This window comes from Streptomyces sp. NPDC049970 (assembly GCF_040660235.1).
Lineage (GTDB): Bacteria > Actinomycetota > Actinomycetes > Streptomycetales > Streptomycetaceae > Streptomyces.
Genome location: NZ_JBFALP010000009.1, coordinates 93,125 through 115,492, shown reverse-complemented (window position 1 = coordinate 115,492; position 22,368 = coordinate 93,125). Strand labels below are relative to the sequence as shown.

19 protein-coding genes are annotated in these 22,368 nt (G+C 72.9%); 15 read left to right on the top strand and 4 right to left on the bottom strand.

Annotated features, from left to right (window positions below):
• Position 1: 1 nt before the first annotated feature.
• The gene (locus AB0I83_RS18350) at positions 2-2,341 is read left to right on the top strand and encodes a bifunctional salicylyl-CoA 5-hydroxylase/oxidoreductase (RefSeq protein ID WP_363305298.1); all 2,340 of its coding nucleotides are present in this window, start codon (positions 2-4) and stop codon (positions 2,339-2,341) included.
• 76 nt (positions 2,342-2,417) lie between these two features.
• Here the strand turns inward: AB0I83_RS18350 and AB0I83_RS18345 are convergent, their stop codons facing one another.
• Positions 2,418-3,233, bottom strand: coding sequence for a PaaX family transcriptional regulator C-terminal domain-containing protein (locus AB0I83_RS18345; RefSeq protein ID WP_356530744.1), 816 nt, complete (start codon positions 3,231-3,233; stop codon positions 2,418-2,420).
• Positions 3,234-3,237: 4 nt separating this feature from the next.
• Positions 3,238-4,857: an AMP-binding protein gene (locus AB0I83_RS18340; protein WP_363305296.1), complete on the bottom strand. Its 1,620-nt coding sequence runs from the start codon at positions 4,855-4,857 to the stop codon at positions 3,238-3,240.
• Positions 4,858-4,948: 91 nt separating this feature from the next.
• On the opposite strand from AB0I83_RS18340, the gene AB0I83_RS18335 reads away from it, so the two are divergent.
• The 10 genes from AB0I83_RS18335 to AB0I83_RS18290 all read left to right on the top strand — a co-directional run bounded on the left by AB0I83_RS18335 (position 4,949) and on the right by AB0I83_RS18290 (position 14,718).
• Entirely contained in the window at positions 4,949-6,082 is a 1,134-nt protein-coding gene (locus tag AB0I83_RS18335) for an acyl-CoA dehydrogenase (RefSeq protein ID WP_363305294.1), read from the top strand.
• On the top strand, positions 6,079-6,480 hold the full coding sequence (locus AB0I83_RS18330) for a RidA family protein (protein WP_363305292.1): 402 nt from the start codon (positions 6,079-6,081) through the stop codon (positions 6,478-6,480). Before AB0I83_RS18335 ends, AB0I83_RS18330 begins: the two co-directional genes overlap by 4 nt.
• 164 nt (positions 6,481-6,644) lie before the next feature.
• On the top strand, positions 6,645-7,076 hold the full coding sequence (locus tag AB0I83_RS18325; protein ID WP_363305291.1) for a (4Fe-4S)-binding protein: 432 nt from the start codon (positions 6,645-6,647) through the stop codon (positions 7,074-7,076).
• A 123-nt stretch (positions 7,077-7,199) separates the two neighbouring features.
• Positions 7,200-10,103, top strand: coding sequence for a Na+/H+ antiporter subunit A (locus AB0I83_RS18320; protein ID WP_363305290.1), 2,904 nt, complete (start codon positions 7,200-7,202; stop codon positions 10,101-10,103).
• Positions 10,100-10,873 (top strand): Na(+)/H(+) antiporter subunit C, encoded by a 774-nt coding sequence (locus AB0I83_RS18315; RefSeq protein ID WP_363305289.1) that lies wholly within the window; start codon positions 10,100-10,102, stop codon positions 10,871-10,873. Before AB0I83_RS18320 ends, AB0I83_RS18315 begins: the two co-directional genes overlap by 4 nt.
• On the top strand, positions 10,870-12,525 hold the full coding sequence (locus AB0I83_RS18310; RefSeq protein ID WP_363305288.1) for a Na+/H+ antiporter subunit D: 1,656 nt from the start codon (positions 10,870-10,872) through the stop codon (positions 12,523-12,525). Before AB0I83_RS18315 ends, AB0I83_RS18310 begins: the two co-directional genes overlap by 4 nt.
• Entirely contained in the window at positions 12,522-13,154 is a 633-nt protein-coding gene (locus AB0I83_RS18305; RefSeq protein WP_363305287.1) for a Na+/H+ antiporter subunit E, read from the top strand. Before AB0I83_RS18310 ends, AB0I83_RS18305 begins: the two co-directional genes overlap by 4 nt.
• Positions 13,151-13,483 (top strand): monovalent cation/H+ antiporter complex subunit F, encoded by a 333-nt coding sequence (locus AB0I83_RS18300; protein ID WP_363305286.1) that lies wholly within the window; start codon positions 13,151-13,153, stop codon positions 13,481-13,483. The genes AB0I83_RS18305 and AB0I83_RS18300 overlap by 4 nt, the downstream gene beginning before the upstream one ends.
• Positions 13,480-13,869, top strand: coding sequence for a monovalent cation/H(+) antiporter subunit G (gene mnhG / locus AB0I83_RS18295; protein ID WP_356842457.1), 390 nt, complete (start codon positions 13,480-13,482; stop codon positions 13,867-13,869). The genes AB0I83_RS18300 and mnhG overlap by 4 nt, the downstream gene beginning before the upstream one ends.
• A gap of 117 nt (positions 13,870-13,986) precedes the next feature.
• A complete protein-coding gene (locus AB0I83_RS18290; RefSeq protein WP_363305285.1) occupies positions 13,987-14,718 on the top strand; it encodes a CDP-alcohol phosphatidyltransferase family protein in 732 nt (243 codons plus the stop codon).
• Here the strand turns inward: AB0I83_RS18290 and AB0I83_RS18285 are convergent.
• Positions 14,687-15,136, bottom strand: a complete 450-nt coding sequence (locus AB0I83_RS18285; protein ID WP_363305284.1) for an adenylyltransferase/cytidyltransferase family protein — start codon at positions 15,134-15,136, stop codon at positions 14,687-14,689. The genes AB0I83_RS18290 and AB0I83_RS18285 overlap by 32 nt on opposite strands.
• 118 nt (positions 15,137-15,254) lie before the next feature.
• Between AB0I83_RS18285 and AB0I83_RS18280 the strand changes: the two genes are divergently transcribed.
• From AB0I83_RS18280 to AB0I83_RS18270, 3 genes are read left to right on the top strand one after another with little or no spacing between them, the layout of a single operon-like run.
• A complete protein-coding gene (locus tag AB0I83_RS18280) occupies positions 15,255-16,673 on the top strand; it encodes a glycosyltransferase (protein ID WP_363305283.1) in 1,419 nt (472 codons plus the stop codon).
• On the top strand, positions 16,670-18,352 hold the full coding sequence (locus tag AB0I83_RS18275) for a lipopolysaccharide biosynthesis protein (protein ID WP_363305282.1): 1,683 nt from the start codon (positions 16,670-16,672) through the stop codon (positions 18,350-18,352). The genes AB0I83_RS18280 and AB0I83_RS18275 overlap by 4 nt, the downstream gene beginning before the upstream one ends.
• Positions 18,349-19,593, top strand: a complete 1,245-nt coding sequence (locus AB0I83_RS18270) for a hypothetical protein (protein ID WP_363305281.1) — start codon at positions 18,349-18,351, stop codon at positions 19,591-19,593. The genes AB0I83_RS18275 and AB0I83_RS18270 overlap by 4 nt, the downstream gene beginning before the upstream one ends.
• On the opposite strand, the gene AB0I83_RS18265 is transcribed toward AB0I83_RS18270, so the two are convergent.
• Positions 19,562-21,097, bottom strand: a complete 1,536-nt coding sequence (locus AB0I83_RS18265; protein ID WP_363305280.1) for a hypothetical protein — start codon at positions 21,095-21,097, stop codon at positions 19,562-19,564. The two genes, AB0I83_RS18270 and AB0I83_RS18265, sit on opposite strands and share 32 nt — an antisense overlap.
• 108 nt (positions 21,098-21,205) lie before the next feature.
• Here AB0I83_RS18265 and AB0I83_RS18260 point away from each other — a divergent pair, with 108 nt between their 5' ends.
• Complete coding sequence (locus AB0I83_RS18260) at positions 21,206-22,366, top strand: glycosyltransferase (RefSeq protein WP_363305279.1); 1,161 nt, start codon at positions 21,206-21,208, stop codon at positions 22,364-22,366.
• Positions 22,367-22,368: the final 2 nt, after the last annotated feature.

Genomic DNA, 22,368 nt, shown 5'->3' with positions numbered 1-22,368 from the left:
GATGGCCACCTCGGACACGGGGCGGATCGCGGTCATCGGCGGCGGGCCCGGGGGCCTCTACGCCGCCGCACTCCTCAAGCGGCTCGGCCCCGGCCGCGAGGTCACCGTCTGGGAGCGCAACGCCCCCGACGACACGTTCGGCTTCGGCGTGGTCCTCTCCGACGAGACGCTCGGCGGCATCGAGCACGCCGACCCCGTCGTGTACCGGGCGCTGAGCGAGGAGTTCGTCCGCTGGGACACCATCGACGTCGTGCACCGGGGCGTCACGCAGACCTCGGGCGGCCACGGTTTCGCCGCGCTGGGCCGCCGCACGCTGCTGCGGATCCTGCACGAGCGCTGCGCGTCCCTCGGGGTGCGGATCCGCTTCCGGGCCGAAGCCCCGCCCGCCGCCGAACTGGCCGAGGACCACGATCTCGTCATCGCCGCGGACGGGGTGCACAGCGCCACCCGCGCGGCCCATGCCCTCCACTTCCGCCCCACGGTCACCACCCATCGCAACCGGTACATCTGGCTCGCCGCCGACTTCGCCTTCGACGCCTTCCGCTTCGAGATCGCTGAGACCGAGCACGGCGTGATGCAGCTGCACGCCTATCCCTTCTCCCGTCCGTCGCCCGGCCACCACCCCTCGACGAGGCCGTCCGGCGCGCCGGACGCACTCGGCGCCTCCACGGTCATCGTGGAGATGCGCGAGGAGGTCTGGCGGGCCGCCGGACTCGACACCTGTGGCACCGCCGAATCGGCGGAACGCTGCGCGAAGGTCTTCGCCGAGGCCCTCGGCGGCCGGCCGCTGCGCTCCAACAACTCGTCCTGGCTCACCTTCGCCACGGTCACCAACGACCGCTGGTCGTACGGCAGCACGGTCCTCCTCGGCGACGCCGCCCACACCGCCCACTTCTCCATCGGCTCCGGGACCAAGCTCGCCGTCGAGGACGCCCTCGCCCTCGCCGCCTGTGTCGACGAACACCCCTGCCTGCCCGACGCCCTCGCCGCGTACGAGGCCGAGCGCCGCCCGGTCGTGCGATCCACCCAGCGTGCGGCGGCCGCCAGCCTCCGCTGGTTCGAGGAGCTCCCGCAGTACGTGGACCAGCCGCCCCGCCGGTTCGCCTTCAACCTCCTCACCCGCAGCCGCCGCGTCACCCACGGCAACCTGCGCCTGCGCGACCCCGACTTCACCGGATCCGTCGAGGAGGAGTTCGGCTGCGCCCCCGGCACCCCGCCGATGTTCACCCCGCTGCGGCTGCGCGGACTCGAGCTCCGCAACCGCGTCGTCGTCTCGCCCATGGACATGTACTCCGCCGTGGAAGGGGTCCCCGGCGACTTCCACCTCGTCCACCTCGGGTCCCGCGCACTCGGCGGCGCCGGCCTGGTCATGACCGAGATGGTCTGCGTCAGTCCCGAAGGCCGCATCACCCCCGGCTGCGCCGGACTCTGGACCGGCCGGCAGGCGGACGCCTGGTCCCGGATCACCCGCTTCGTCCACGACTCGGCCCCCGGCGCCGCGATCGGAGTCCAGCTCGGCCACTCCGGCCGCAAGGGCTCCACCCGGCTGATGTGGGAAGGCATCGACCAGCCGCTGGAGGAGGGGAACTGGCCGCTCGGCGCGGCCTCCCCGCTCCCGTACGCCCCGGGCGTCAGCCAGGTGCCGCGGGCGCTGGACGAGGCCGGTATGCGCGCGGTCCTGGGCGAGTTCACCGAGGCCGCCCGGCGCGCCGCCCGCAGCGGGTTCGACCTGCTCGAACTGCACTGCGCCCACGGGTACCTCCTCTCCGGTTTCCTCTCCCCGCTCACCAACCGGCGCACCGACGCCTACGGCGGGGCGCTGGAGAACCGGCTGCGCTTCCCCCTGGAGGTCTTCGACGCCGTCCGCGCGGTGTGGCCCGACGACCGGCCCATGACCGTGCGGATCTCCGCCACCGACTGGGCGTGCGGCGGCACGAGCGACGAGGACGCCGTGGCCGTCGCCCGTGCCTTCGCCGACCACGGCGCGGACGCCATCGACGTCTCCACCGGCCAGGTCGTCCCGGACGAACGCCCCGAGTACGGCCGCTCGTACCAGACCCCGTACGCCGACCGCATCCGCAACGCCCTGGGCGTGCCCGTCATCGCCGTCGGCGCCATCTCCTCCTGGGACGACGTCAACTCGCTTCTCCTCGCCGGCCGCGCCGACCTCTGCGCCCTGGCCCGCCCGCACCTGTACGACCCGCACTGGACGCTCCACGCCGCCGCCGAACAGGGCTGCACCGGGCCCGGCGCCTCCTGGCCGCTCCCGTACCGCGCGGGCAGCCGGCCACCACCGACCGGCCGCACCGACGCCCCGAAGCCACGGCTCACGCTTGACTGAGCGTCAGGCAGGCGCGGTTCCGGCACCCCGCCGTCGCCGTGCCGCGCGGTGAGGTGCCGGGGCGTCGCTGTGCTGCTCAAGGACCCCCGCGTACGAAGTCGGACCCCGCATCCCTCAGCCGGGTGTGCAGTTGCCCGAACACCTCCGCCGAGCGGCCCCCGGGCCAGTCCTCCGGGAGCAGCTCCCCGGGCAGCCCGGGGTCCGCGTAGGGCAGCCGGCGCCAGGAGTCCAGCGCGCGGAGGTAGTCCCGGTAGGCGTCCTCGGCGGCGGGCTCGGCCGACCGCGCCTCCCAGGCGCGCAGCACGGGCTCCTGCTGGTCGAGGAAGTCGAGGTGGAGCCGGGCGATCGCGTCGAGGTCCCACCAGCGGGCCACCGCCTCCCGGGTCGCGGCGAAGCCGAGGTGCTCGCCGCGGAACAGCTCGACGTACGGCGCGAGTTCGAGGCGCTCCAGGGTGTGCCGCGTCTCCTCGTGCAGTTCGGCGGGGGCGATCCACACGCCGGGTGCCGCCGTGCCGAAGCCGAGGTTGCCGAGGCGGGAGCGCAGCAGGTGCCGCTTGTGGCGTTCGGCCTCCGGTACGGAGAAGACGGCGAGGACCCAGCCGTCTCCGCGCGGGGGCGCGGGATACCGGTAGATCCGCCGGTCCCCGTCGTCGAGGAGCTGCCGGGCGTCTGCCGACAGGGCGTATCCGGCCGCGCCGTCCGCCGTCCGGGCGGGGACGAGCAGTCCGCGCCGCTTGAGGCGGGAGACGGAGGAGCGTACCGACGGAGCGTCGACGCCGACGGCGTGCAGCAGCCGGATCAGCTCGGACACCGCCAGCGGGGCGGTGCCGGGCTGACGGCCGTACGCGCCGTAGAGGGTGACGATCAGGGAACGGGGAGTGTGCTCGGCCACCTGATCACTCTAGAGCGGTGGCGCCTCGCAGCAGGAAGCGCTGGAGCTTTCCGGTCGCGGTCCTCGGCAGTACGGGCAGGAACTCGACGGCGCGCGGGCACTTGTGCGGCGCCAGCTCGGACTTCATGTAGGCGCGCAGGCCGTCGGCGGACAGTTGGGCACCCTCGCGCGGTACGACGTAGGCGGCCACGATCTGGCCGCGGAGCTCGTCCGGCCGCCCCACCACCGCGGCCTCGGCCACGTCGGGGTGGCGCAGCAGGGCCTCCTCGACCTCGGGGCCCGCGATGTTGTACCCGGCGGAAATGATCATGTCGTCGGCCCGCGCGACGTACCTGAAGTAGCCGTCGGGCTCGCGGACATAGGTGTCGCCGGTGATGTTCCAGCCGTGGCGCACGTACGCCAGCTGCCGCTCGTCGGCGAGATAGCGGCAGCCGACCGGGCCGCGCACCGCCAGCAGCCCCGGCTCGCCGTCCGGCAGCTCCTCGCCGCTTTCGTCCACCACGCGTGCCTGCCAGCCGGGCACGGGTACGCCGGTGGTGCCGGGGCGGATCGCCCCGTCGGCGGCCGCGACGAAGATGTGCAGCAGCTCCGTCGCCCCGATGCCGTTGATGATGCGCAGCCCCGTGCGCTCGTACCAGGAACGCCAGGTGGCAGCGGGCAGGTTCTCCCCTGCCGAGACGCAGCGGCGCAGCGCGGACAGGTCGTGGCCGTCGAGCGCGTCGAGCATCACGCGGTAGGCGGTCGGCGCGGTGAACAGGACCGAGACCCGGTGGGCGGCCAGTGCGGGCAGCAGTTGCTTGGGACCTGCCTGTTCGAGCAGCAGGGCCGAGGCGCCGGCCCGCAGCGGGAAGATCACCAGTCCGCCCAGCCCGAAGGTGAAGCCGAGCGGCGGACTGCCGGTGAACACGTCGTCCGGGCCCGGCCGCAGGACGTGGCGGGCGAAGGTGTCGGCCACGGCCAGCACGTCGCGGTGCATGTGCATACAGCCCTTGGGCCGGCCTGTGGTGCCCGAGGTGAACGCGATGAGCGCGACGTCGTCGGCGGCCGTGTCCACCGCCCGGTAGGGCCCGGTCCTGGCAGCCGCGAGCTCCGTCAGGTCGTCGGCGCGATCCCCTCCGTACGTCGTGACGCGCAGTCCGGGCACCTCGGCGGCGATCAGGTCGTCCACCGACCTGGTGTCGCACAGCGCGTGACCGACGCGGGCGATGGAGCAGATCGTGGCGAGCTCCGAGGCCCGCTGCTGTGCCAGCACCGTCACGGCGACCGCGCCCGCCTTCATCACGGCGAGCCAGCAGGCGGCCAGCCAGGGGGTGGTGGGGCCGCGCAGCAGCACGCGGTTGCCGGGCACCACGCCGAGGTCGTGCGTGAGCACCTGGGCGATCCTGTCCACCCGGTCCCGCAGCTTCCCGTAGCTCCAGACGCCGCCGTCCGGGGTCCGGAAGGCCGGGCGGTCGGGGCCGAACCGGTCCACCGTGCGGTCGAGCAGCTCGTGACCGCAGTTCAGCCGGTCCGGATAGGCCAGTTCGGGGAGGTCGAAGACCAGCTCGGGCCACTGCCCGGCGGGCGGGAGATGGTCGCGCGCGAAGGTGTCGGTGTGAGCGCTCTCGGTACCTGACGGCTTCATGAAGCATCGCCCCCTAGTCGCACTTGGAGCGTATCGTTTGAGTGACGGTAGTCAACGGTCCGCGATAAGTCGTGACAAGAGAGGCGCCGGTATGACGGCATTCTCCCTCGATCCCGGTCGAGCCGCCTGGTGCGAAGAGCTCTTCACCCTCGCCCGGGAGGAGCTGAGACCGCTCGCCGACAAGGGCGAACCGGGCCGTGTGAACCGCCCGCTGGTGGCCGCCCTCGGTCGGCTCGGGCTGCTGGACCGGCTCCTCGGCTCCGGCGCGCTCGACCTCTGCCTGCTGCGCGAGTCGCTCGCCCGCGGCTGCACCGAGGCGGAGACCGCACTCGCCCTCCAGGGGCTCGGCTCAGGTCCGGTACGCGGGGCCGGCACCCCGGCCCAGCGTGCGCGATGGCTCCCCGAGGTGCGCGCGGGGCGGGCCGTCGCAGCCTTCGCGCTCAGCGAGCCGGGCGCCGGATCCGACGCGGCGGCGCTCGCTCTCGACGCCAGGCCCGCCCCCGGCGGGGACGGATGGCGGCTGACCGGGGAGAAGTGCTGGATCTCCAACGCCCCGGAGGCCGACTTCTACACCGTCTTCGCCCGCACGGGTGAGGGCGCCGGAGCCCGTGGGGTCACCGCGTTCCTCGTCCCCGCCGACCGCCCCGGGCTCACCGGGGAGGCGCTGGACATGCTCTCCCCGCACCCCGTCGGATCGCTGGACTTCGACGCCGTGCCCGTGAGCGCCGACGACGTGCTCGGGGAGCCGGGCCGGGGCTTCCGGGTCGCCATGGACACCCTGAACCTCTTCCGGCCCAGCGTCGGGGCGTTCGCCGTCGGAATGGCGCGGGCCGCGCTCGACGCCACGCTCGAACACACGGCGAGCCGCAGCGCCTTCGGGGCACCCCTGAAGGATCTGCAGGCCGTCTCCCACCAGGTCGCGGAGATGGCCACCCGCACCGAGGCCGCCCGGCTCCTGGTGTACGCCGCGGCGGCAGCGCACGACGCGGGCGAGTCCGGCGTACCCCGGCGGGCCGCCATGGCCAAGCTGTACGCAACCGAGACCGCGCAGTACGTCGTCGACGCGGCGGTCCAGCTGCACGGAGCACGTGCCCTGCGCCGCGGGCACCTGCTCGAACACCTCTACCGGGAGGTCCGCGCGCCCCGGATCTACGAGGGCGCCACCGAGGTGCAGCGCACCATCATCGCCAAGGAGCTGTACGCGACCCAGGAGAAGCCCGCATGAATCCCCTCACCCGTATCAATCCCACCGAACTGGCCCCGCCCACCGGCTTCTCGCACGCCGTCACCGTCACCGGCGGCCGGCTCGTCTTCCTGGCGGGCCAGACCGCGCTGGACGGCGACGGGAAGGTCGTAGGCGCCGGCCTGCCCGAGCAGTTCGAGGCGGCACTGGGAAATCTGCTCACCGCCCTGCGAGCCGCGGGCGGCTCCCCGGCCGCCCTGGCCCGGGTCACGGTGTACGCCACCGACGTCGCCGACTACCGCGCCCACGCCTCCGAGCTGGGCGCGGTCTGGCAGAGGCTGGTGGGGCGTGACTACCCGGCCATGGCCCTCGTCGGGGTGGTCAGGCTGTGGGACGAGCAGGCCATGGTCGAGCTGGACGGCATCGCCGTACTGGACTGACGGAGGCACGCGAAGGGGCGGTTTCCGCCGGCCCGCCGCCGGTGGCCGCCCGGCGCCCCGCTCCGAAGTGACGGGATGCCCGTTCCGCCCGGGTAGCGCGGCCCCCGGTCCGGGGCGAGCCTGGGGACGTAGGCATTCGTTCCAGCCGCACCGGGAGGGTCGGCGTGACCGGCGAGCAGCCCCCGCACCCCGCGACCAGGTCGTACGACGGCGACGGCATCACCGTGAACTACGACGCGCACCGGTGTGTGCACGCGGCCGAGTGCGTCCACGGCCTGCCGTCCGTCTTCGACGTCGCCCGCAGGCCGTGGGCCACACCGGGGCACGCGCCGGCCGACGAGGTCGCCGACGTCGTCCGGCGCTGCCCGAGCGGAGCGCTGCGGTACCACCGGACCGACGGGATGCCGGACGAGGTCCCCGACACCCCGACCCATGTGTCGTCGCACCCCGACGGCGTGCTCCACGTGCGGGGAGACCTGGAGATCGACACACCGGACGGCTCCGTCCGGGCGACCCGCGCGATGTTGTGTGGCTGCGGCCGAACGGGGCAGGCGCCCTTCTGTGACCACGGTGGGGCGTGCGCCGACCACGGCTGAGCCGCCGCACCAGTGGTCCGCGTCGTGCGCGGCGCGCCGGACGGGTGAACGGAGCCAGGCGATATATCTGTATTCGGTGCCCTTTGTTCAGTCTGCTCCCCTTGCTGCTCCGGTCCCTCGCTCGTGATCGCGCTCATCGTCTGCCACTTCGCTCTCGCCGCCTTCGCGCTCCCGCTGGTGCGCCGGACGGGCAGGCGGGCCTTCCTGGTCCTCGCGCTGCCACCCGCCGCCACGACCGTCTGGGCCGCCACCGAATGGGGTGACGCGGCCGGCGGGGGAGCGGTGACCTGGACCTGGGAGTGGATCCCGGCGTACGACGTCTCCCTCGCCCTGCGGCTGGACGCCCTCGCCGAGCTGATGGTGCTGCTGGCCGCCGGCATCGGCACGCTCGTCCTGCTCTACTGCGCCGCCTACTTCACCGACGACTCGCCCCGGCTCGCCTCCTTCGCCGGGAACCTGCTCGCCTTCACCGGGGCGATGCTCGCCCTCGTGCTCGCGGACGACCTGATCTCCCTGTACGTGTTCTGGGAACTGACCACGGTCTTCTCCTACCTGCTGATCGGCCACGGCAGCGAACGCAAGCAGAACCGCAGATCCGCCCTCCAGGCACTCGTCGTCACCACACTCGGCGGACTGGCCATGCTCGTCGGCTTCCTGATCATCGGTCAGGCGGCGGGCACCTACCGCATCTCCGCGATCGTCGCCGATCCCCCCGACACCACGCTCGCCGTGTCGGTCGCGGTCGCCCTCGTGCTGTGCGGAGCCCTGTCGAAGTCCGCCATCTGGCCTTTCAGCCTCTGGCTCCCCAACGCCATGGCGGCGCCGACCCCGGTCAGCGCCTACCTGCACGCGGCGGCCATGGTGAAGGCCGGAATCTACCTGGTGGCACGACTGGCCCCCGGCTTCGCGGACGTACCGCTCTGGCGGCCGGTGATCCTGGTGCTCGGCGGCGCCACCATGCTGCTCGGAGGATGGCGCGCGCTGCGCCTGCACGACCTCAAGATCGTGCTGGCCTACGGCACGGTCAGCCAGCTCGGCTTCCTCGTCGTACTCGCGGGGGTGGGCGACCGGAACGCGGCACTCGCCGCCGTCGCCATGATCCTGGCCCACGCCCTGTTCAAGGCCGCGCTGTTCCTCGTCACCGGCATCGTCGACCACGCCACCGGCACACGTGACCTGCGCAGACTCTCCGGTGTCGGACGCTCGAAGCCCCTCGTGTGCGCGACGGCCGTCCTCGCCGCCGCGTCCATGGCCGCCCTGCCGCCCCTCCTCGGGTTCGCCGCGAAGGAGGCCGCCTTCGACGCGCTGCTGCACGGCGACACCGTCGACCGCTGGATGCTGGCGGTCACCGTGGTGGGCTCGGCGCTGACCGTCGCGTACACCCTCCGCTTCGTCTGGGGCGCCTTCGCGCGCAAGCCGGGGGTCGCCGACACCCCCGTGCACCGGGTCGGAGCCGCGTTGCTCGCACCGCCCGCCCTGCTCGCCGTCGCCTGCCTGGTGCTGGGCCCCGGTGTCGGCTGGACGGACGGGCTGCTGAGCGCGTACGCCGACACCTTCCCGGCCCCGGCCCATCCCTACCACCTGGCGCTCTGGCACGGCTTCGGCACGGTCCTGCTCCTGTCGGCCGTGGCCTGGGCCGCGGGAGCCGTGCTCTTCGCCCGACGCGCCACCGTCACCCGGATCTCCCGCCGGATCGCCTGGCCGACCGCCGACAGCGTCTTCGGCCACCTCCTGCTCGGCCTGGAACGACTCGCCCTCCAGGTCACCGGGTTCGTCCAGCGGGGTTCGCTCTCCGTCTACCTCGCCACCACCCTGCTGGTGATGCTGACCGGACAGCTGGCGGTCCTGTTCACGGACCGGCCCTGGGACGACGCGGTCGCGCCCCGGGTGTGGGACACCCCGCTCCAGGGCGCGCTGGCGGCGCTGACCTGCCTGGCCGCCCTGTGCTGCCTCACCGTCAGCCGCCGGATGAAGGCCGTGGTGCTGGCGGGGCTCACCGGGTACGGGGCCGCCCTGCTCTTCGTCGTGCAGGGCGCGCCGGACCTGGCGCTCACCCAGTTCTGCGTCGAGACCGTCTCGATGATCGTGTTCGTGCTCGTACTGCGCCGGATGCCGGTCCACTTCCAGGAGTCCGTCAGCCCGTGGCGGCGGGCGGTGCGCATCCCCGTGGCCCTCGCGGCCGCCGCGACCCTGGGCGTCTCCCTGTGGGTGGTGGCCTCCGCCCGGGTCGCCCCGCCGGCAGGGGCGGCGATGGTCGAGGAGACCGCCCAGCACGGCCTCAAGGACGTCGTGGCCACCATCCTGGTCGACCTGCGGGCCTGGGACACGATGGGGGAGTCCGCCGTGCTCGCCGCCGCGGCGATCGGGGTGACCAGCCTCATCTACCTGCACCGCCGGAGCGAGGCGTCCATGATCCGCGACGAACTGCGGGGCGAGACGGCCTGGTCGCTGAACACCACCACGCTGACGGGGCTGCCCCAGGGCGACGACACCGCCCCCGAACGCAGCTGGCTCGCGGCCGGCGAGACGCTCGCGCCCGAACACCGCTCCGTCGTCTTCGAGGTGGTGGCCCGGCTGCTCTTCCACCCGATCCTGGTGCTCTCGCTGTACCTGCTGTTCTGCGCGGAGAACATGCCGGGCGGCGGCTTCGTCGGCGGACTCGTCGCGGGGCTCGCGCTCATCACCCGCTACCTCGCGGGCGGCCGCTTCGAACTCGCCGAGGCGGCACCGCTGCAGCCCGGCCTCTTCACCGGCCTCGGACTGTTCCTCTCCACGGGTGTCGCCCTGCTGGGGCTCGTCGACGGGACGGTGTTCCACGCGTTCGTGTACCACGGCCGCCTGCCGGTCCTCGGTGACTACCACATCGGTACGCAGGTCGTCTTCGACTGCGGGGTCTACCTCCTGGTACTGGGCGTCGTCCTGGACATCGTGCGCGCGCTGGGCGCGAAGGTCGACCGGCAGATCGAGCGCGCGGCGGGTGCGCTCGCACCCGCGCCCGGCACCGGGACGGGAGGCACGGGCCGATGACCGTCAGCGTCTCCCTGCTCCTCACCGCCGTCGTGCTGTGCGCGGTCGGCGGCATCCTCATGCTCACCCGCCCCCTGACCCGCATCCTCCTCGGCGCGGTGATCGCGGGCAACGGCATCAACCTGCTGGTGCTCTCCGCCACCGGCTCGGCGGGCGAGGCACCGCTGCTCTACGGGGTCGCGCTGCGCCGGGTCACCGACCCGCTGCCCCAGGCCATCGCGCTCACGGCCATCGTCATCACCCTCGCCACCACGGCGTTCCTGCTGGCCATGGCGTACCGAAGCCACCAGCTGACCGGCACCGACGAGGTGCACGACGACCTCGAGGACCGGCGCATCGCGCTGCGCGTCGAGGTGCTGGGGGAGCGGGCCGAGCTCCGCGACGAGTACCGGTCCGGAGCCGGCCGCACTTCCGGGGACCGCGCACGCTACCGCGAGGAGCGCGGCAGGCTGCGGGCACGGCTGCGTGCCGACCGGGCCCTGCAGGCCAGGGGCCGGGACGCCACGGGCGACCTGTGGCACGACGTCCTGGGCGCCGACCCGGAGGACTACCGCGGTCCCGCGGCCCGCCCCGCGGAGCCCGCCGAAACCAAGGGTGGCGCCCCCGCCCACGACACGGGCGCCGACCCGGGACCCGGGCGGGACGGGCGGGACGGGCCTGATCCTGTCGGCCCTGAACCTTCCGATCCCGAACCGCACAGCCCCGATCCTTCCGATCCCGATCCGCACGGGCCCGATCCTTCCGATCCCGACCGAGGAGCCGCCGGATGAACGCACTCGTCCCGCTGCCGGTGCTGCTCCCGCTCTGCGCCACCGGACTCAGCCTCGCGTTCGGCACCAGGCTCGCCCGGTTCCAGCGGTTCATCAGCGTCGCGGTGCTCACCGCCGTGCTGGGCCTCTCGGTCGCCCTGATGATCGCGGCGGACCGGCAGGGCCCCCTCCACGTCGACCTCGGAGACTTCGGCCCGCCGCTCGGCATCACCCTGGTCGCCGACCGGCTGTCCGGGCTGATGCTCACCGTCTCCTCGGCCGTCACCCTCGCCGTCCTGGTCTACTCGCTCGGCCAGGGCATGTCCGACCGGGACAAGGAGACGCCGGTCGCCGTGTTCCACCCCGCCTACCTCATCCTGGTGGCAGGAGTGTCCTGCACGTTCCTCGCGGGCGACCTGGTCAATCTCTACGTCGCATTCGAGATCATGCTCGTCGCCAGCTTCGTCCTGCTCACCCTCGGCGGCACCGGCCCCCGGATCCGGGCGGGTTCCACCTACGTCATCATCTCGCTGTTCTCGTCGATGCTGTTCCTGACGGCCATCGCCATGACCTACGCCGCGACCGGCACCGCCAACTTCGCCCAGCTGGCCGCGAGACTGCCCGAACTCCCCCTCGGCGTACAGACCCTGATCCAGGCGATGCTGCTCACCGTCTTCGCGGTGAAGGCCGCCGTGTTCCCCGTCGCCGCGTGGCTCCCCGACTCCTATCCGACGGCCCCCGCGCCCGTCACCGCCGTCTTCGCGGGACTGCTGACCAAGGTGGGCGTCTACTGCATGCTCCGGACGGAGACCCTGCTCTTCCCGGGCAACCGCCTCGGCGACCTCCTGATGGCCGTGGCGCTGTTCTCGATGGTCGTGGGCATCCTGGGCGCGGTCGCGCAGACGGACCTGAAGCGACTGCTCTCCTTCACACTCATCAGCCACATCGGCTACATGGTCTTCGGCATCGGACTGGCCACCCAGGAGGGATACGGCGGGGCGATCTTCTACGTCGTCCACCACATCACCGTGCAGACCACGCTCTTCCTCGTCGCCGGGCTCATCGAACGCCGCGGCGGCACCAACGAGCTGACCCGCATCGGCGGACTGGCCAAGGCGGCCCCACTGCTCGCGGTCCTGTTCTTCGTTCCCGCCATGAACCTCGCCGGCATCCCACCGCTCTCCGGCTTCATCGGCAAGCTCGGCCTCATGCGGGCGGGTGTCGCCGACGGAGGCGCCTGGGCCTGGACCCTGGTCGCCGGGGCGACCGTGACGAGCCTGCTCACCCTGTACGTCATGGCCAAGGTCTGGAACCTGGCCTTCTGGCGCACCGAGCCGCCCGACCAGGCCGCCTACGGCACGGTCCTGGAGGACTCGGACGACATCGGCGACGACGACGCCGACACCGGGCCCGACCGGATTCCCGGCACCGGCGACGAGGGGATCGGGGGTGTGCCCGTACCGGCCGGGCAGACCATCGCGGCGAGCCTGCACGGGCGGGCGGTGACCACCACCACCAAGCCGCCCCTGGCCATGACCGCCGCCACCGCGGGAGCCGTCGCGCTGAGTCTCGCCTTCACCGTGCTGGCCGGCCCGCTGACCGCCTTCACCGACCGCGCCGCGGCCGAGCTCATCGCGCGTACGCCCTACACCCAGGAGGTGCTCGGCAGGTGAAGCGCCTGATCACCCTGTCTCGCGGGAATCCCGAACTGCCGCCCTTCAGTGTGGAGTTCGCCGGTCGCCGGCGCCGGGTGCTCGATCTTCCGCTGATCGCCTGGCTCACCCTGATCTGGGTGCTGCTGTGGTCCACGCTGACCTGGGCCAACGTCATCACCGGCGTCGTCGTGGCGGCAGTCGTCTGCCTGGCGTTCCCGCTGCCCCGGGTCGACCTCGGGCTGCGGCTCCACCCCTGGGGCATCCTGCTCCTCGCCGGATACCTGCTGTACGACATGTACACCTCCGGGGTGAAGGTCACCCGGCAGATCTTCTCCGGCCGTCCGCACCGGCCCGCCGTCATCGCCGTACCGCTGCGCTGCCGGAGCGACCTGATGCTCGCCGCGACCGCCGTCACCGTGTCCAACGTGCCGGGCGGTGCGGTCATCGAGGTGCGCCGGGCCACCGCCACGCTCTTCCTGCACGTGCTGGACGCGGACCTGCCGGAGGAACTCGCCGCCGCCCGGCGGTCGGTCTGGCGGCTGGAGCAGCTGACGGTGCGGGCGTTCGGCACCCGCGAGGAGATCGCCAGAGTGGCACAACCACCGCCCGGCGGGGAGTCGGCGGAAGGCGTGGAGGAGGGGACATGAGCGTGCCCGAGACCGTCGACCGGGTCCTGCTGGTCACCGCGGTGGTGGTGCTCGTCGTCGCGGGAGTGCTGCTGCTGTACCGCGTCTGGCGCGGCCCCTCCATGCTGGACCGTGCCATCGCGCTCGACGTGATCGCCGCCCTGATCATCGCGGGCCTCGGTGCCAAGTCGGCATTCGCGCGCGACTCGTTCTACTTCCCGATCATGCTGGTGCTGGCCTTCCTCGGCTTCACCGGATCGGTGGGCATCGCCCGCTTCATCGCCGTACGCGACCGGCCGCTCTCGCGTCCGGCGCCGGTCCGCCGCACCGACGAGGAGGGCCCCGGATGAGTGCCTGGGTACAGATCAGCGACACCCTCGGAGCCGTCCTGGTGTTCGTCGGCGCGGCGATCTGCCTGCTCGGCGTCGTCGGGATGCTGAAGCTTCCCGACGTCCTCTCGCGGAGCCACGCCGCGACCAAGCCGCAGACCCTCGGACTGCTGCTGGTGCTCGCCGGGGTGGCACTGCGGCTGCGCAGCGGCATGGACCTGGCGACGCTGGGCCTGATCGGGTTCTTCCAGCTCATGACCGGGCCGGTCGCGGCGCACCTGGTGGCGCGGTCCGCCTACCGCACCGGCCAGATCGAGCACGCCGAGCTGCTCCGCGACGACCTGGACGAACAGCTCACCGAACGGGCTCCGGACCCGGGCCCGGAGCGTGGCACCGGGCAGAAGTGAGCCGGCCGCGTCGCCCCACGCGCCGCGTCGAGTTGCCCGATGTGCGGTGTACCCACGTCCTCCGCGCGCCTCGTCTGCCATGATGCAGCGACTGCTGTGGCCGGCGCTGGGGGGCGTATGGAAAGCACGGGTACGGTGCTGCGCGAGTTGCGCGGCGCACAGAAGACGTCCAAGGGCGTCTCGCTCTATTCGCGGTACGTGAACCGGCCGGCCGGAAGGCTGCTCGCCGCGGGCGCCTACCGAGCGAGCCTGACGCCTAATCAAGTCACGCTGATCAGTGCTGGGTTCACGTTCGCGGCCATCGCGGCAGTGGCTCTGGCCGAACCGTCCTGGCAGCTCGGGTTCCTCGTCTACGCGGGCCTGGCGGTCGGCTTCGCCTTCGACTCCGCCGACGGGCAGCTCGCCCGGCTGACGGGGCGGGGCGGACCGGACGGCGAATGGCTCGACCACGTCGTGGACTGCGCGAAGATGATCCTGGTCCACACCGCCGTGCTGATCTCGTTCCACCGGTACGGCGAACTGCCCGGGGAGGGCTGGCTGCTGCTGCCGCTCGGCTTCCTCTTCGTCGCCGTGCTGACGTTCTGCGCGGGGCTGCTGCGGGAGCAGCTCGGGAAGGCGGCTGCCCGCACCGCGCCGGTGCCCGCCGGTCCCGCGGCTCCGGTGTCCTCGCTGCGGGCCGTGGCACTGCTGCCCGCGGACTACGGCGTGTTCTGCCTGGTCTTCCTGCTGTTCGGCGCACCCGGAGCCTTCCGGGCCGGGTACGCCGTACTCGCGGCCGTGCACGCCGTGTTCCTGGTGGCGTTCCTGGTCAAGTGGTTCAGGGAGCTGAAAGCGCTCCGGGCCGGCTGACGAGCACGTCCAGCGCCCGGCGCAGCTGGGTGCTGGACGTGTGCACCGTGTACGGGAAGTAGACGACCTCCACCCCGACCTCGGCGAAGTCCCGCTCCAGGCGTTCGCCCTTCTCCGTGCCGCGCCAGTCGTCGCCCTTGAAGATGACGTCGAAGCGGACCTGCTGCCAGGTCTCGACCTTGTCCGGAACGGTCTCGACGAACGCGGCGTCCACGTAGCGCACGCTGCGCACGATCTCCAGCCGCTCCGGCAGCGGGATCACCGGCTTGTGCCCCTTGGCCAGCACGGCCATCTCGTCGGAGACGACCCCGGCCACCAGGTAGTCGCACTGGCTGCGGGCGTGCCGCAGGATGTTCAGGTGGCCTACGTGGAACAGGTCGTACACCCCCGGTGCGTAACCGACTCTGTGTTGCACCATCCGTTCTCTCCCCCCACGGTGGAACTGGTTCAACGACCTTACTGTGAAGAACACTTGTGCAGGCCGTGAACGGATAAGCTCGAAGCCGAGGCTGTTCCGGGGGGAAGGCGATCATCCGTTGTCCGCTGCTGAGCATCAGAGACCGTTCGAGAACCGCCATCTTCTCGTGGTCTCCACCAACTACGCCCCCGAGCTGACGGGCATCGGGCCGTACGCCACACAACTCGCCGAGCACTGGGCCGCGTCGGGGGCCGTGACCGAGGTCCTGACCGGCATGCCGCACTATCCCGCCTGGCGGGTGGACGAGGAGTACCGGGGGGCGTGGCGCCGGGACGAGGACCGCCGAGGCGTGCGCGTCCACCGGCGGCGGCACTACGTGCCGTCCCGTCAGACCGCGCTACGCAGAGGCCTGTTCGAGGCGTCCGTGCTCCTCCACGGGGTCCTCGCCCCGCCTCCGGGGCGACCCGAAGCGGTGATCTCCCAGATGCCGAGCCTCGCGGGCGGGGTCATCGCCGCCCGGCTGGCCCGCCGCCATCGGGTCCCCCACATACCGGTCGTCCAGGACCTGATGGGCGCGGCCGCCGCGCAGAGCGGAATCCGGGGCGGCGGCAGGGCGGCGGTCGTCGCCGCCCGCGCCGAGCGCCACGCCCTGAGCGGTGCCGCGCTCGTCGGTGTCATCCACGAGAGCTTCGTCGCGGGCGTCACCGCCCTCGGCGTGGACCCCGGGCGCATCCGCGTCGTACCCAACTGGACCCATGTGGAGCGTCCTTCGGGGGACCGCGCCGCCACCCGCGCCCGGCTCGGCTGGCGGGAGGACACCCCGGTCGTGCTGCACTCCGGCAACATGGGCCTCAAGCAGGGCCTGGAGGTCCTGGTGGCTCTGGCCAGGCTGGCCCCGGACGTCCGTGTCGTGCTGATGGGCGACGGCAACCAGCGCGGGGCGCTGCGCGAGCTCGCCGGAGGGCTGCCCAACATCGACTTCCTCCCGCCTTCTGGCGCGGAAGAGTTCACCGATGTGCTCGCCGCCGCCGATGTGCTGGCGGTCACCCAGCGGGCCTCCGTGCTCGACATGAGCGTGCCGTCGAAACTCACCTCCTACTTCGTGTCCGGACGGCCCGTCGTCGCCTCCGTGGCCGACGAGGGCGGGACCGCCGACGAGGTACGCCGCTCGGGTGCGGGCGTCCTCGTCGCCCCCGAGGACCCGGCGGCGCTCCTCGCCGCCGTACGCGCACTCGCCGCCGACCCGGCGGAGGCCGACGCGCTGGGCGCGCACGGTCCCGGCTACGTCGAGCGGCACCTGGGCCGGGAGGCCGGTCTCGCCCGCTTCGACGCCCTGCTCGCCGAGGCACTCGCGGACGCGGGCACCCGGGACGTACGAACCGGACCGGACGCCGACGCACGAGGAACCGGAGCCGGACCGGACGCCGACGCACGACGAACCGGGGACGGCACCGGATTGGAACAGGACGGGCGGGCCGGGGACGGGCCCGAGGGGAACGCACGCGCAGGGAACGCACAGGAGGGGCCACGCCGATGAGCCATTCGATCCGCCCACCGGACGACCAGGACGAACCGGCGCTGCTGCGCGATCAGTTCCGTCAGCTCCTGCGCTACCGCACGCTGCTCGCGGCGGGCGTCGTCGTCGGACTGCTCGGCGGCGGCTTCCTCGCCCTGAGCGGCGACGACACCTACACCGCGACCGGCGAGGTCCAGGTGCGCTCCGCGACCGCCGACCCCTTCGCCACCGGAGCGTCGGCCGACAAGGGGATCAACATCGGCTCCGAGCGGCAGACCGCGGTGAGTGACACCGTGGGCGTGCTGGCCGCCGGAACCCTGCTCAAGAACGGTGACGACGTCACCGCCCGCAAGCTCCTGTCGGGACTCCAGGTCACCAACCCGCCCAACACCCTGACCCTCCGCTTCTCCTACACCGGCACCACCCCCGAGCAGGCACGCTCCCGCGCGGAAGCGCTGGCCAACGCCTACCTGGCGCACCGCAAGGCGCGTACCCAGGAGAGCATCGAGAACATGGCGAACGGCTACCGCGCCCAGCTCGATCCGCTGGAGGACAAGCGCGACCTGCTGGAGGAGGGGGCCGGGGCCACCGACGACGTCAGCAGCGCCCGGGCCAACATCATCGTCTCCATCTCCGAGCTGACGCGGAAGATCTCCGAGCTCAGGGCCCTGGACACCACCCCCGGCTACCTGAACAAGAAGCCGGTGGCGCCCACCGCGCCCACCGGTGCAGGGATGCCGCTGCTCCTCGGGCTCGGAGCGGTCGTCGGACTCGCCCTCGGACTCCTGCTGTCCTGGGTGCGCCTCGTCTTCGACCCCGCCGTCCGCTCACCCCGGGAGCTCGTCCGCTCGCTCGGCGCCCCGCTGCTCGGCACCCTGCCCCGGGAACGCGCCACCGCGGGGACCCTGCTCGCCATCGGGCGCAGCGGCTCCAGGCTGGCCGAGGAGTACCGGGCGGTCGCGTTCCGGCTGGCGTACGACCCGTCGTTCGCGGAGCGGCGCCGGCTCCTGGTCACCGCCCCGCGCGGCGACAACGCCGCGGCTGCCGCCGCCGCGGTCAACCTGGCCGCCGCCTTCGCCGAGATGGGTCGCGACGTGCTGATCGTCGAGGCCGATCTGCGTACCCCGTCCCTGGCCCGTGACCTGGGACCCTCGGCCCACGAGGTGCGGCCGCCGCGCTGGGCCGCCGATGAGGGGGACGGCACCTGGCCGACGGGCGCGCGCTTCAACGTGGACGTGCCCGGCTCGGGCGCGTTCGCGCTGATCGCGGGGGTCGCCGCGGACAACGTGCCACGCGCCCTGACCTCGGCACCGGTCGGCCGTATCGTCGCCGAGGCCGACCGCCCCGGCACCGTGGTCATCGTGCTCGCCCCACCGGTGCTGTCCTACGCCGACGCGGTCGCCCTGGTCGACCGGGTCGAGGGGGTCATGATCGTCTGCGACCCCCGAGAAGTGCACCGCAGCGACCTGGAGCGCATCCGCGAGATCATCGGCGCCTCCGGCGGCTCCGTCCTCGGCGCCCTGCTGCACCCCGCCAGGGGCCGGCTGCGCCGCTCGGAACGCCGACCCGGACCCGGCCGGGGCCGGCCCGGGGGCGGGCACGGCGGCCGGGCGGTGGAGGCGGACGCGCCGGAGATCAACGGGGATCCGGCGGAGACCATGGGCCTGCGCTCCTTCACCCTCCCGGGGGCGCGGCAGTGAGAGCCCGTACCGCGGTCGCCTGCTCGGTCGCGGACCAGGGCGTGGCGGCGCTCACCAACATCCTGGTGCTCGTGGCCGCCGCCCGGCTCTCCACCGTGGCCGACTTCGCGCGCTTCTCCGCGGTCTACCTCGTCTTCACCGTGCTGCTGGGCGCCTCCGGCGCGTACACCGGGCAGCCCCTCGTCCTCCGGCGCGGCGGGGACGAGGCCACCCGGGGAGCCTGCCGCTCGGCCGTCGTGTTCACCGTCTGCGCGTCCGCCGCCCTCGGCGTGCCGCTTGCCGCAGTCTGCCTGGCGCTGCCCGGGGACACCGCCCGCGCCCTGGCGATGCTCGGCCTCGTCCTGCCGGTCGTGCTGGGACAGGACGCCCTGCGCTACGCCTTCTCCACCCTCCAGCGCCCCCATCTGGCCCTGGCCGGCGACCTGTTGCGCCTGGCCTGTGTGCTCGGGGCGCTGTCCACCCAGCAGTACGGCGCCGGCCCCGCCCGCCTGATCGCCGTCTGGGGGCTGTCCGCCCTGCCCGCCCTGCTGCTCTCCGCCGCCCTGCTGCGCCGTGCGACCGCCGGGACCCCGCTGCTGCTGCGTCCGATGACGCGACGGGGCCACCTCGGTCAGCGCTTCGTCGTCGAGTTCGGTGTGGGCAACGCGACCAGCCAGCTGTCCGTCCTCGGCCTCGGCAGCGTCGCCAACCCGCTCCTGGTGGGCGCGCTGCGCGGCGCCACCACGCTCTTCGGGCCGCTCAACGTGCTGTTCACCTCCGCCACGTCGTTCGGTCCGCCGCTGCTGGGCCGCATCGGCGACGAGCGCCGCCGGGTGCGGGCGACCGCCGTCCTCGGCGGCGTCCTCGCGTGCACCGCCGCCCTCTGGGCCACCGCGCTGGCCCTGCTGCCCGACCGGGTGGGACGCGAACTGCTCGGTGACACCTGGCCCACGGCCGCGGCCCTCCTCCCGGCGACCGGCAGCCAGTACGCGGCGATGGCCGCCGGCACCTGCGGTCTGCTCGCCCTGCGCATGCTCGACCCGCGCACGACACTGAGCATCCAGGTGGCCTTCTCGCTCACCGCGGTGGCCTTCATGGCCGGTGGCTACGCCGTCGCCGGGGTCACCGGAGCCGCCTGGGGCCTGTGCCTGGGATCGCTCTGCAAGGCCACCGCCACCTGGACCAGGGTCGTCCGGCTCCGCCGTCGGCGCCCCGAGGCGGCGCGGACCGTCAGCGCCGGCGCGCTGCCCTCCGCTCCCTGAAGGTGGTGACGAGCACCAGGCACAGGGCGCCGATGGCCAGCTTCCCGGCCGCCTGGAGCAGCGGACCCCGCAGCAGGATGAAGGTGTAACCGGCGATCAGCGGCGCCACGATCGCCAGCACACTGCCCGGACCGGGTCCGGCCCGGGTGACGGCCAGGGCGTATCTGCGGTCGGTGCGTGCCGCCGCGTAACCGATCAGCGCCAGGCCGCCGATCATCCCCGACGCACCGAAGTCGACCCAGAACTCGGTCCACAGCGGGGCCGAGAGGTTGGTCATCCGCAGCCCCATCCACTGCCCGACCCGTACCCCGGTGTCCTCCGGCTTCCCGCTCCACACCGCGCGCGGCACGAAGAACAGGGCGGAGCCCGCGAGCTGTCGGCCGTAGGTGTGCTCCCTGGTGTCCACCCACGAGATGGTGTTGGCGAACATCACCATCTGGTCGTAGTCCTTGGTCACCAGCGGCTCGAAGACCGAGGCGGACTGCGCGGACCGCTGTGCCTCGTCGTCGTACCGGAACTTGTCCGCGTACGGGAACACGACCAGCGCCCCCACCACCCCCGTCGCCAGCACCGTGCGGTAGACCGCCGCGCTGCTCGGGAGCGCGGTGAACACGAACGCCATCAGCACCGTCAGGAACCAGTAACGGGCGTTGGAGATCGGGTTGTTCACCACCAGATTGACCGCCGCGAGCGCCACCCACACCAGGGCCGTCGACGGGGAGCGCCGCGCCCGGCGCGAGGTCGCCAGGCGCCGGGTGTAGAAGAGGAACGCCAGCAGCGCGGGGACGGTGCCGAAACCCTTGAGGAACGCCGAGCCCACGTTGGACCCCTCCGCGACGACCCCGCTCGCCACCACGGTCTCGTTGATCTCCTGCCGGCTGGAGAAGAAGACCACGGGCCCGCCCAGCTTCATCACGTAGAACGCGCTCGCCAGCAGCGCGACGATCACCAGGACCCGGAGCCTGACCGGGTGCGCCACCGCCGGTCCGCCCCTGGATCGCGACGCCGCACGCCGCCGCAGCGGTCGGCGCGAGGCCAGCAGCGCCCCCAGGTCGTAGGCGGCGCACCCCACCAGGACCATCGCGGTGGCGGTGATCAGGTCCTGGCGCGGCCCGACCATCGGCGTCGGCGTCTGCCCGATCACCACCTGGGCGAACGGCGCCACACCCATCGCGATGTACACGAACATCCAGAAGACGCCCTGGAGCAGCCGTCGCCGGGTGGAGAGGATCATCGTCGCCAGCCGGGCCCCCGCATAGCAGGTCAGCACCAGCTGGAGCCAGTACGCGGTGTCCCGGACCCCGCTGCCGGGCTGGGCGGCGATCACCGCGGGCAGGAAGCACACCAGGCCGAGGACGAGCGGCACGGACAGGGCCCGCGACAGCATCGACCAGGCGATCGGCCGCTCGGGCGGCTCAGGGGCGCCGCCCGAGGCCCAAGCGGACTCCGGACGCGCGATGGCCTGGGAGGCCTGCTCCTGCGCCGATGTGTGCACCGACGTCATGCGCCCCCCCGGGATCAGTGAACCGCTGAACACTCTAACGAATCAGCCCACTTGAGGGAGTGCGATGACTACCCTGTGAATTATCTGCTGCGGTCGAGGGGAACTCTGGTGAAAATCCTGCACGTTGTCACGCTCCATACTCCGGACCACGCGTTCGGCGGGCCGACCCGAGTGGCGTTCAACCTCTCCAAGGTCCAGCGGGCGCAAGGCGACGACGCACGCGTCATGGCCCTGGGTGACGGCTTTCCCGACGGCGAACTGCCGAGCCGTGTGGAGGGAGTTCCCGTCCACCTCTTCCAAGCACGGCACCTGCTCCCGATGTTCGAGGTCAGCGGCATCACCTCCGCGACGCTGCTGCGCACCGCACGCCGCATGATGCGCGGTGCGGACCTCGTGCACGTCCACCTGATGCGGGACCTGGTGACGCTGCCGGCGGCGCTCCTCGCGCTCGCGACCCGCACGCCCCTGGTCGTCCAGACCCACGGCATGATCGACCCCACCGAGAAGAAGGTCGCCCAGCTGACGGATGTCCTCGGGGTCCGCAAGGTGCTGCGCGAGGCCGACGCGGTCCTGCACCTCACCGAGATGGAGCGGGTCGACGTCAACGCGGTCGCGGCTCCCGTACCGCTCACCCGTACCGTACGGCTGGTCAACGGCGTCCGCCCGCAGGAGCGCAAGCCCGCCCGCGACCCCGGCCGCCCGCCGACCGTGCTGTACCTCGCCCGTATCCAGGAGCGCAAGCGGCCCGAGGACTTCGTCGCCGCGATGCCGCACGTCCTCGCCCGCCACCCGGACGCCCGCTTCGTGCTGGCCGGTCCGGACACCGGCGCGCTGGCCGGTACCCTCGCCCTCGCGCGGAAGCTGGGCGTCACGGACTCCCTCGACCATGTCGGCCCGCTGGAGCACGACGAGGTCCTCGCCGCCGGACGCGAGGCCGACGTGTACGTGCTGCCGGCGATCGAGGAGCCCTTCCCGGTCTCGGTCCTGGAGGCGATGTCGGTCGGCACTCCGGTCGTCATCACCCGCACCTGCGGGCAGGGCCCCGACGTGTCGGGGGCCGGTGCGGGCCGGGTCATCGACAGCCGGGTCGGCGAGGACGCGGCCAACGCCCGTAAGGTCGCCGACGCGATCCTGGAGCTGCTGGAGCCGGAGGCCGCCGAGCAGGCGGGCAAGGCGGCCTGGCAGCTGGTCAACGACCAGTTCACCATCGAGGCCGTCACCGCCACCCTCCGGCAGACCTACGAGGACGTGGTCCGCCGGAGGGCGTGAGA